Here is a 10,751-nt window from a genome sequence, read left to right on the forward strand (position 1 = left end):
GGCCATTCTAGCGCGCCGGGGCAGGCTCGGGCGAGGCAGGGCGCGTGTTCGCGCCTTCGCCGAGCGGGCGCTGCAGCAGCGCCGTATCGATCCAGCGGCCGTGCTTGAAGCCGACCGCTTTCAGCTGGCCGGCCGGTTCGAAGCCGAACGCGCGATGCAGCGACGTCGAGCCGCCGGTGCCGCCGTCGGCGATCACCGCGATCATCTGCCGCCACGGGCCGCCTTCGCAGCGCGCGATCAGCGCGGCGAGCAACGCGCGGCCGATTCCGCGGCCGCGCTGCGCGTCGTCGATGTAGATCGAATCCTCGATCGCGAAGCGGTACGCGCTGCGCGTGCGGTACGGCGTCGCGTACGCGTAGCCGGCCACGCGGCCGTCGCATTCGGCGACGAGATACGGCAGCCCGTGGTTCAGCACCGCGTCGCGGCGTGCGCGCAATTCGGCGACGTCGGGCGGCGTTTCCTCGAACGACGCGACGCTGTGGTGAACGTGGTGCGCATAGATCGCGTGGATCGCCTCGAGGTCGGCATCGGTCGCGTCGCGCACGACGCAGGCGGGAGCGTTGGACATGGCGGCAGGGCGGTCGGAATCAAAACGCTACTATGCCGGCCGCCGCCGCGCGTGGCAAAGCCGTTTGCGGCTTCGGCGGCTTACAACCGGCCGTCCGCCGCATGCACCGCATCGGCGATCGCGTCGGCGACGCGCTGTACGCGCGGCGACCGGCGCACGTCCGGGTGAACGACGAGCCAGATTTCGCGCTCGATGTCGCAATGCGGCGCGGCCGTCAGCTCGACGAGCGGCGCGCCGGCATGCGCGGCCGGATCGTCGACGAGAAACCGCGGCAGCAGCGCGACGCCGGCCCCGGCCGCGCACGCGCGATGCTGCGCGGCGAGGTCGTTGGCGATGAACGCGAAGCGGCGCCCGGCCGCGAAGCGTTCGAGCCATTGCTGCTGCGGCGTTTGCGCGAGCGCGTCGTCGTAGCCGATGAAGGGCCAGGTGTCGGGCGGCGCATCGGCCCATTCCGGCGCCGCGCACAGCGCGAAGCGCATCGTGCCGAGCCGGCGCGCGGCGAGCCCCGGCTCGCTCGGCCGCGACAGCCGCACCGCGAGGTCGGCTTCGCGCGCATACAGGTTCGCCGCATGCATCTCTCCCATCAGGTCGATCCGCAGCGCCGGCCACGCGCGCTGCGCGCGAGCCAGGCGCGGCCCGAGGAAATGGCTCGCGAACACCGGCGACGCCGATACGCGCACCACGCCGTCGAGCGCCGCCGCGCCTTGCGCGGCGCGCGCGAACGCATGCGCGTCGGCTTCGAGGCGCGTGGCGTGCTCGGCGAGGTGCAGCCCTTCGTCGGTCGGCGGCCAGCCGCGCGGCAGCCGGTCGAACAGCCGGATCCCGAGCGCCGACTCCAGCGCGTCGATGCGCCGCGCGACCGTCGAATGCTGGACCTGCAACGCCCGCGCGGCAGCCGACAGGCTGCCGCCGCGCATCACCGCCAGGAAGTAGCGGATGTCGTCCCAGCTCATCGGCAGTGCGGGTGAGGAGACTGGATCGCGATCGGTCGAATTTTGCACAGTAGATGGGCGTTCAACGTGAATTCCGTTCGATTATGCGCGATGGGATGATCGTGTCACTTCATTCGATAACGAGGAACGTCATGACCCAAACCGCCAATGCCATCCGGATCGGGATCGACCGTTACGGCGATGCCGGCGTGCTGCGCCGCGTCGATGCGCCCGTCGCGCCGCCCGGCGCCGGCGAAGTACGGATTCGCCAGACCGCGATCGGCGTGAATTTCGTCGATATCTACTTCAGGACCGGCGCGCATGCATTGCCCGCGCTGCCGGACGCGCTCGGCGTCGAGGCGGCCGGCGTGATCGACGCGGTCGGGCCGGGCGTGACGGAGCTCGTGCCCGGTCAGCGCGTCGCGTATGCCGGCATGCCGACCGGCAGCTATGCGAGCCTGCGCACGATGCCGGCCGAGCGCGTGCTGCCGATTCCAGACGGGCTGAGCGACGAAGCCGCCGCCGCCGGGCTGCTGAAGGGGATCACCGTCTACATGCTGCTGCATCGCGTGCGGCAGGTCGGCGCCGGCGACACGGTGCTCGTGCATGCGGCGGCCGGCGGCGTCGGGCTGCTGGCGACGCAGTGGGCGCGCGCGCTCGGCGCACGGGTGATCGGCACGGTCGGATCGGCTGCGAAAGCCGCGCTGGTGCGCGCGCACGGCGCGGAAGCGGTGGTCGATTATCGCGAGGCGGATTTCGTCGCGGCCGCGCGTGCCTTCGGCGGCGGTGCGGGCGTCGATTACGCGATCGACGGAATCGGCGGCGACGTGCTGACCCGCACGCTCGGCGCGATTCGTCCGTTCGGGATGGTCGCGAGCATCGGGCAGGTGGCCGCGATCGGCACGCGGCAGACGTTCGATCTCGACGAGCTGGGCCCGGCCCGTTCGATCGCGCTCGCGCGGCCGAGCGTGCTCGGTTTCATCGCGCGGGACGTCGGCGCGTATCGGGACGCCGCGCGGGCGACGCTCGACCGGCTGGCAGGCGGCATGCACGTCGAGATCGGCGCGCGCCTGCCGCTCGAACAGGCGGCCGATGCGCACCGGTTGCTGGAGTCGCGCGCGACGACGGGCGGTGTCGTGCTGTTGGCGTGATGACGGGGCGGGCGACTCGCGACGCGGCTCGACCCGACGGTCGTGTCGCGAGCCGCCGCTCGCTCAGTTGTGCGTGCGCAGCGGCGCATCCTCGACGAACCACGCGAGCACGAACGCGATCGCGATCACCGTCGCGGCCGACAGGTACACGACGTGCAGCGAGCCGGCGAACGCGTGCAGATACGCGTCGCGCACGGCGTCCGGCAACTGGTGCACGGCGGCCGGGCCGAGCGCGGGCGGCAGCTCGGTGCCGGCCGGCAGCGCGTGCCTCATCCGCGCTTGCAGCCCGTGCGAGAACAGCGCGCCGAATGCGGCGACGCCGAGCGAGCCGCCGATCGAGCGGAACAGCGTCGCGCCCGACGTCGCCACCCCCATGTGCCGGAATTCGACCGTGTTCTGCACGGCGAGCGTCAGCACGGGCATCACCATCCCGAGCCCGATTCCGAGCAGCGCCATGTACGCGTACATCGTGTGCAGCGGCGTATCGAGCGTCAGCGTCGACAGCAGCGCCATCGCGACGCCGCCGATCAGCGTCCCGGCGATCGGGAACATCCGGTACGAGCCGAGCCGCGAGATCAGCCGCCCGCTGACGATCGACGTCACGAGCATCCCGCCCATCATCGGCAGCAACTGCATGCCGGCCTGCGACGGCGTCGAGCCTTTGACGACCTGCAGGTAGAGCGGGATGAACGTGACCGAGCCGAACAGCGCGATGCCGACCACGAAGCCGATCAGGCCGACCAGCACGAAGGTGCGGTGACGGAACAGGTCGAGCGGCATGATCGGCTCGGCCGCCAGGCGCTCTTCATAAATGAAGCCGCCGATCGCGACGAGCCCGAGCACGAGCGTCATCCACAGCTGCGGCGACGTCCACGGCAGCAGCGAGCCGCCTTCGCTCGTGAACAGGATCACGCAGGTGAGGGCGGTCGCGAGGAACGCGGCGCCCAGGTAGTCGATCCGGTGCTTCACGTGCGCGGTGTGCGGCCGGAACGCCATGCCGATCACCGCGAGCGCGAGCAGGCCGAGCGGCAGGTTGATCGTGAAGATCCAGCGCCATGACAGGTGCTCGACCAGGAAGCCGCCGAGCAGCGGGCCGACGATCGTCGCGAGGCCGTAGACGCCGCCGAACATCCCCTGGTAGCGCGCCCGGCGATCGGGCGGGACCAGATCGCCGATCGCGGCCATCGTGACGACCATCAGGCCGCCGCCGCCGAGCCCCTGCAGCGCGCGCAGCCCGATCAGTTGCGTCATGTCCTGCGCGACGCCGCACAACGCCGAGCCGGCGAGAAACAGCACGATCGCGGCCTGCAGCACGATCTTGCGGCCGTACAGGTCGCCGAGCTTGCCGTACAGCGGCAGCACGACGGTGGACGACAGCAGGTACGCGGTGACGACCCACGACAACTGGTCGAGCCCGCCGAGTTCGCCGACGATCGTCGGCAGCGCGGTCGACACGATCGTCTGGTCGAGCGCGGACAGCAGCATGACGAGCAGCAGCGCGGCGACGATCAGCCCGGTCGGCGCGTCGCGGCGGGCCGCGTCGGCGGCCGGCGGAGTGAGGAGGGTGTCGGTTGTCATCGAGATATCTGCCATGGCAGGAAAACTGGACCGAAATATAGCCATGGATGATTGACTAGTCAATTTCTGCTCAGCCTCGATATGTTGCAGTCGTAACAGGAGATTGCCCGCCCGAAAGAAAAATTGACCACGGTCAGCCGGAAAGCGGGGACGGACTCAAGTTTCTTGCAGGCAAACCGTAATCCAGAGTGCTGCGGACCGATTGCCGCGGCACTTTTCATCGCTCACGTGCCGTCATGAACCTGAACGCCCTGTTTTCCCGTTTCTCGATCCGTACGCGGATTTTCTCCACGCTCGGCCTCGTCGCCGTGCTGCTCGTCGTATCGGGGCTGATCGGCCTCGCGGGCATGCAGAGCTCGAATCGCGCGCTCGACGAGGCCTATACGCGGCAACTGGCCGCGAAGACCGCGCTGTCCGCGGCGAGCCTGAACCTGACGATCGTGCGCACCACGCTCGACCGTGCGCTGCTGCATCCGGAAGCGCCGGACGTATCGGAACTCGTGAAGAAGGCCGAGGGCTATCTCGCGAAGGCCGACACGGCGTGGCGCAGCTACGCGGCGATGTCGCACGGCGACGACGAAGGCCCGCTCGCGAGCCGCCTCGATGCCGCGCGCCAGGCGCTGATCGGGCAGGCGCTGAAGCCGATGATCGATGCGATCCGCGAAGGGCGGCGCGACGAAGCCGACCGCTTGCTGATGACCGTCGCGCCGCCGTTGTCGGTCGCGCTCACGCAGGCGACCGACGCGCTCGATGCGTACCAGGCCGCGCGCGGCAAGGACGTGTACGACACCGCGCAGACCTATTACGGCTGGATGCGGATGGGCGCGATCGCGGGGATCGCATTCGGGCTGGCCGCGTGCCTCGGCTGCGCGATCGGCCTGCATTTCGCGATCACGCAGCCGGTGAATCGTCTGCTGTCGCATTTCCGCCGCCTGTCGGAGGGCGACCTCACGTCGGAAGTGCGCTGGTCGTCGCGCGACGAGATGGCCGAGCTGGTCAAGGGCGTGACCGGGATGCAGCGCAGCCTCGCGGATACGGTGCGCCAGGTCAGCCAGGGTTCGGAAGCGATCTCGACGGCGACGCACCAGATCGCAGCCGGCAACACCGACCTGTCGCAGCGCACCGAAGAGCAAGCATCGGCGCTGCAGGAAACGGCCGCGAGCATGGAGCAACTGACGGCGACCGTGAAGCAGAATGCCGATCACGCGCTCGAGGCGCAGGCCTGCGCGGACAGCGCGAGCGAGATCGCGACGCGCGGCGCGACGGTCGTCGGCGAGGTGATCGGCACGATGAACGAGATCGACCAGAGTTCGCAGAAGGTCGCCGACATCATCGGCACGATCGAGGGGATCGCGTTCCAGACCAACATCCTCGCGCTGAATGCGGCGGTCGAAGCCGCGCGCGCGGGCGAGCAGGGCCGCGGCTTCGCGGTGGTCGCGGGCGAGGTGCGCACGCTGGCGCAACGCTCGGCGTCCGCGGCGAAGGAAATCCGCACGCTGATCGGCGAATCGGTCGAACGGGTCGCGACCGGCTCGCGGCTCGTCGGCATGGCCGGCACGACGATGCAGGACATCCAGCAGGCGATCGGCCGCGTGACGGGCATCATGACGGAGATCGCGGCCGCGTCGAGCGAGCAGCGCGACGGGATCGAGCAGGTGAACCGCGCGGTGTCGCAGATGGATCAGGTGTCGCAGCAGAACGCGGCGCTCGTCGAGCAGGCGGCCGCGGCCGCCGCGTCGCTCGAGGAACAGGCGGATGGGCTGCGTCGCGCGGTCGGCGCGTTCCGCGTCGCCTGAACCGAAATGACGGCGGCGCGATGACGGGCCGGCGCTCGCTCGCCGGCCGCGTCGACCCGCGGCGTCAACCCGTTGCGAGTTGCGCGGCCGCGCGCGACGACGCGACGATCAGCAGCTTCATCGTCGCGCGCGTCGCACCGACGAACAGCTTGCGCGCGGCACGCGCGTCGAGCGTGTCGAAGTCGACTTCGGTGAGGATCACGCACGGCGCCGACTGACCCTTGAAACGGTAGATCGAATCGAGCAGCACATCGCCGTCGCGATACTCGGGGTTGCCGAACAGGTCGTACTTGCCGGTGAAGCGCTTGATCCGGTGCGGGCCGAGCTGGTCGAGCGGCGCGAGCACCGAGCCTTCGCGGCCGCGGTACGACAGCACCGCGATGTCCTGCTTGCGGAAGCCGAGCGACAACGCGTGCGTGATCGCACGCTTGGTCGCGTCGATGCAGGCTTGCGCCGAGGCGTCGCCCGACGCGCCATCTTCCCCGTATGCCGACACCGACGGATCGGAGCCGTCGAACGGGCTGCCCGAGCGCAGTTCGGCCGCGAGCGGCTCGACCCGGCCGACGACGTCGCGCACGAATTCGAGCAGGTCGCGCGGGCTGCGGTAATTCGTGAGCGCCTTCAGCGTGACCCAGCCGGGCAGTGCGACGGGTTCGCGCATGTACAGGTTCTGCAGCGGATCTTCCAGCCACCACCATGCGGCGTCCGGCGCCAGCAGGCGCTCGAGCGCGGCGGCCCACGGCGCATGGAAATCCTGCCCTTCGTCGACGATCAGCACGTCGAAGCGCCAGCGCTCGGGAATCGGCGCTTGCGCGAAGCGCGCCTCCAGCCGTTCGAACTCGCCGGGCACCTGGAAATCGGGCGTATAGCCGCCGTCGCGCGCGACCCAGTCGCACAGCTGGTGGTAGTTCGCGATCTTCGCGCCGGGCGGCGCGATGCGCGTGATGTAGTCGGCGAGTGGCCGGTTGAAGCAGACGTACAGCACCCGTTTGCCGGCCGCGACGGCATCGCGCATCACCTGCACCGCGAGCTGCGTCTTGCCCGAGCCGGCGGTGCCGGTGACGCGCAGCCGGAACGGCGCGAATTCGAGCTGGCGCGCCCAGGCGGCGAGCCCGCCCGACAGCCGGGTGACGAGCGTGCCGGCCTGGCCGACGAGTGCGCTCGTGTCGGGCGTGAGCGCGAGCTCGTCCGCGAGGAAATGGTGGAGCTTCGGCGCGTTCGGAAAGGGTTCGTCGGCCTCGGGCAGGATCTGCAGGATCACCTGCCCGAGCTGCGCCTTGCGCGACGCATCGACGATGCGCTCGGGCGCGACGCCGGCGATCGACGCGTCGCGGATCGCGTAGTCGGGGCAGTACAGCAGCGCCTCGACGCCGTAGACGCCCGCGCCGAGCGCGGCCGTCAGGCGCCGGTGCAGCGTCTCCTGCGTGCGCGCGAGCTGGATCGGGACATTGCGCTCCTTCTGCAGGTAGACCTTCACGAGCCCTTTCGGCGTTTCGCGCAGGAAGCCGGCTTTCTGCTCGATCAGCAGCACGCGGCCGGCCGGGCTCACGACGACGAACGCGGCTTCGCCAAACACCGAGAACGCCTGGTCGGCGCGTGTCCAGTGGACGCCGTGATACACGGTGTAGCCGTCGGGCAGCGCGTGTTCGAGCGCGGCGAGCGTTTCGCGCTCGCGTTCGGCCGCGCCGGTCGCGGCGAGGCTTTTCCAGTCGTCGGGGATGAGGCGGGCCATGGCGTCGGGCGGCGGATGCCGGCGTGGGCGTGAACGGGTGCGGCTATTGTACTGAGGAACCCGCTCATGCCCGCGGCGCGGGCGGTGGCCATTCGACGGGCGGCCGGCCCGGCGGACGTCAGCCGCGCGCGAGCCGCTTCGCGAGATCGGCGCTGAGGATCGCCATGCGCGCGGGTTTTTCGTAGCACACCACGTCGAATGCGCGGATCACTTCGCTGATGTCGGCTTCGCTCGCGCGGCCGGTGAGCAGGTCGCCCGTCAGCACGAAAATCGGCGCGCCCGGGTTGTCGGACGTGCGCACGGCCTTGATCGCGGTGGCGGCCGTGCTGTCGTCGAACAGCCATTCGGTCAGGACCGCGTCGAAGGCCTGGCCCTGCAGCGCGTCGACGAACGGCGCGAGACCGTCGAATGCGGCCGTCGCGAAACCTTGCCGTTCGAGATAGCGGCACAGCTCGGTCGCGCTGACGCGATCGGGGTCGATCACCGCGACGACGAGCTTGTCGCTCTCCGCGCGGCGCGGGTAGATCTCGATCTTGTGCACGTCGTACGCGTTCTGGTACAGCACGCCGGTATGGCGCAGCACGCGCCAGCGGCCGTTCTGTTCGTACGCGACGAACTCGGGGCGCGCGCCGGCTTCGAGCGGCGCGCCGATCCAGGCGGTGCACGGAATCTCGGCGACGCCCGCATACAGGACGGCTTCCTGGGAATAGGCGCCGACCATGCCGGGGTCGAGCGTTTGCGCGCCGAACAACTGGGCGGCGGGTTCGCCGTACGCTTCGGCGACTTTCTTGATCTGCGCGAGCGTCCAGGGGCTGCTGCCGCGCAGTTTGCGGTGGCCTTGCGAGAAACTCAGATCGAGGATGCGGCACAGCTCGGTGGTCTGCTGGCGCTTGCCGATGCCGTTGCGGGTCATCAGCTCGCGCACGCGCTCGGCAACCGCGAGGGAATCCGTGGTGATTGCTTCAGTGGTCATGCTACGGGAACGGATCGTGACGTTCAGAACGACGCCTTGCGGCAGTCTCGGCGGACAGTCTTCATGACGTCCAATGGCGAGCCGACCGGCCACGCACGGAAAAGATAACTTTACCGCAAAATGGTCGTCATTCAGTGTTGTGAAAGGTGCGTTTGTGTGAAAGGTGTGTCATGAAGTTACGCTCGGCCGGCCCGAGCGCGCGGGCGCGACGGTGCGTTCGACACCGGTCGGTCCGGATTCCGGTGGGCCGGGATGCGATTCCACCCAAGGCGGCAGATAATCGCCGCGCGATGCACCAACGCAGGGCGCATGCTCGCCCGAACCGAGGTATCGGGCCCGTTCTGCAGGATATCGCGCGACGGCCGGCGGAGGCGCTGGCAGGGCGATCGATCGACGGTTTCTTCTAGTGAAACCGGCGTGGATACATTTGCGAAGTCGACGAAGCTGCATGCTACGATTTCGCCGTCTCAAAAAAGTGTTGAACCGATGCAGAAGAAATTCTTGATGCGCGGATACGAAATGAACTGCGAGCCGCGCGTGACGGAGACCGGCAAATACGCCGCGCAGGTCGAGGTCACGAAGGTGGGTTTCAGCCGTGAGGCTGCGTTCCGCAAGCTGGGTGAATTCGATACCGAAGCCGAAGCGGTCGCGTACGCGAGACAATTCTCCGAAGAGTGGTTGAGCCGCTATGCGTAGGTAGTGCCGCGGGTGCCCGTGCCCGTGCAATGCGGGCCTCCGGTTGACCGGCGGCCCGGCGCCCCGAACGGCTGGAATTCCTGCCTGAATATTGCGAATGCGCTCGGAAATTTGTAGATTGACGACTCCTGTTGTGAGATATCGATCGTCCGAAGGCAACGCAATTGGAGACTGCGAATGTCCACTTTGTGCATGCAGACCGTCGTTCACGGCAAAACTGTCCAGGTCGTGCTGTCGCCGGAGCGGCGTACGGCCCGGATCGACATCGTCGATGACGAAACCGGCAGCTATCCGCCCCGCACGATGAGCATCGAGCAGTACGTCGACGCCGGCATGGCCGACGACGAAATCGCGCGGCATGTGCTCGAAGTCGTCACGATGTCGATCGAGCAGCTTGCGAGGCTGCAGCCGTTCGACCGCGCGGCAGGCACTCAAACGCGCTATTCGCACTGACGGCGCTTGGGCAGCGGCTGCTCCCGCGCAGACCGCAGTTCCGGCTGAATCGCCGCGTGGCTGATCGAGCGTTCGACATGTCGTCGTCGAGCCGGCATGCATCGGTCGCGCGTTCGCGCTACGCCGGCATGTACAGGAACGGCTCGCCGTCTTCCCGCTCGACGGACAGCAGCCGTTTGAGCTGATCCAGCGCGAACAGTTGCTTGCCGTCCGCCGCCGCTTCGGCGATCGCGGCGTCGACCAGCTTGCGCGCCCGCGCCAGGATCACGGATCGCTGCCGCGCAATCTCGAGCACCATCCGTTGCTCGACGTTCTGCCGATTCGATTTCCTGTCGCTCAGGTGACGCCAGCGATCGCGAAGCTCGGCCCACGTGATGCGCTGAAATTCCGGAATCGTGCACGGCAGCGTGCCGGCCTCGGCCGGCTCGGGCTGCGCGCGCAACGCGCCGCGCAGTGCCGCGCGGGCACGCCATTCGTCCGAAAACGGCGCATACACGTCGCGCGTGCGGCCGATCGGATTCGCGCGCTTGATTTCCTTTTCGAGCAGGTAGCCGAGCCGCCGAAGCGCGGACCCATGCGCGAGCATGTCCGGATCGAGCACGCGGATGCGGCGCGATGCGTCCGCGACGTGGGCTTTCAATTCCCACAGCGTCAGGCGGAGGTGCTGCACTTCGAGTATCAGGCGCTGCACGTCCGCGTAGGTGCAGTGCGTCCACCATTCGGTGAGGTCGTTCAGCTTGGGAGGATCGAATGGGGGGAGGATCATTTTTACTGCGATGACACTGTATGAATATACAGTTTATCTCGTGCCGAACCGGGATCGTCAAGCCGAAAAAACGGGGCCGGTCGGCGGGCGGGCCTGGATGTGGGGA

10 protein-coding genes are annotated in these 10,751 nt (G+C 68.7%); 4 read left to right on the top strand and 6 right to left on the bottom strand.

The features are described 5' to 3' along the window. Positions 1–7: 7 nt before the first annotated feature. Complete coding sequence (locus H0X91_RS25030) at positions 8–568, bottom strand: GNAT family N-acetyltransferase (RefSeq protein ID WP_058903238.1); 561 nt, start codon at positions 566–568, stop codon at positions 8–10. An 80-nt stretch (positions 569–648) separates the two neighbouring features. Then, positions 649–1,521: a LysR family transcriptional regulator gene (locus tag H0X91_RS25035; RefSeq protein ID WP_060268207.1), complete on the bottom strand. Its 873-nt coding sequence runs from the start codon at positions 1,519–1,521 to the stop codon at positions 649–651. Between the two features lie 131 nt (positions 1,522–1,652). On the opposite strand from H0X91_RS25035, the gene H0X91_RS25040 reads away from it, so the two are divergent. Next, entirely contained in the window at positions 1,653–2,651 is a 999-nt protein-coding gene (locus H0X91_RS25040) for a quinone oxidoreductase family protein (protein WP_034202196.1), read from the top strand. Between the two features lie 63 nt (positions 2,652–2,714). Here H0X91_RS25040 and H0X91_RS25045 read toward each other — a convergent pair whose 3' ends face one another. Continuing rightward, on the bottom strand, positions 2,715–4,229 hold the full coding sequence (locus tag H0X91_RS25045; protein WP_196433427.1) for an MDR family MFS transporter: 1,515 nt from the start codon (positions 4,227–4,229) through the stop codon (positions 2,715–2,717). A gap of 236 nt (positions 4,230–4,465) precedes the next feature. Here H0X91_RS25045 and H0X91_RS25050 point away from each other — a divergent pair, with 236 nt between their 5' ends. Further along, positions 4,466–6,025 (top strand): methyl-accepting chemotaxis protein, encoded by a 1,560-nt coding sequence (locus H0X91_RS25050; protein ID WP_196433428.1) that lies wholly within the window; start codon positions 4,466–4,468, stop codon positions 6,023–6,025. Between the two features lie 64 nt (positions 6,026–6,089). Here the strand turns inward: H0X91_RS25050 and H0X91_RS25055 are convergent, their stop codons facing one another. After that, positions 6,090–7,757 carry an ATP-binding domain-containing protein gene (locus H0X91_RS25055; RefSeq protein WP_048988014.1) on the bottom strand — a complete coding sequence of 556 codons (1,668 nt, stop codon included), beginning with the start codon at positions 7,755–7,757 and terminating at the stop codon, positions 6,090–6,092. A 118-nt stretch (positions 7,758–7,875) separates the two neighbouring features. Then, a complete protein-coding gene (locus H0X91_RS25060) occupies positions 7,876–8,730 on the bottom strand; it encodes a helix-turn-helix domain-containing protein (RefSeq protein ID WP_006485970.1) in 855 nt (284 codons plus the stop codon). Positions 8,731–9,216: 486 nt separating this feature from the next. Here H0X91_RS25060 and H0X91_RS35340 point away from each other — a divergent pair, with 486 nt between their 5' ends. Both H0X91_RS35340 and H0X91_RS25070 read left to right on the top strand, forming a co-directional pair. Beyond that, entirely contained in the window at positions 9,217–9,426 is a 210-nt protein-coding gene (locus tag H0X91_RS35340; RefSeq protein ID WP_011547465.1) for a hypothetical protein, read from the top strand. Between the two features lie 177 nt (positions 9,427–9,603). Then, on the top strand, positions 9,604–9,879 hold the full coding sequence (locus tag H0X91_RS25070; RefSeq protein WP_012493391.1) for a hypothetical protein: 276 nt from the start codon (positions 9,604–9,606) through the stop codon (positions 9,877–9,879). 118 nt (positions 9,880–9,997) lie between these two features. Here the strand turns inward: H0X91_RS25070 and H0X91_RS25075 are convergent, their stop codons facing one another. Next, positions 9,998–10,645 carry a hypothetical protein gene (locus H0X91_RS25075; RefSeq protein WP_006496962.1) on the bottom strand — a complete coding sequence of 216 codons (648 nt, stop codon included), beginning with the start codon at positions 10,643–10,645 and terminating at the stop codon, positions 9,998–10,000. Positions 10,646–10,751 lie beyond the last annotated feature (106 nt).

Source organism: Burkholderia sp. 9777_1386, assembly GCF_015712265.1.
In the GTDB taxonomy this organism is placed as follows: Bacteria; Pseudomonadota; Gammaproteobacteria; order Burkholderiales; family Burkholderiaceae; genus Burkholderia; species Burkholderia cenocepacia.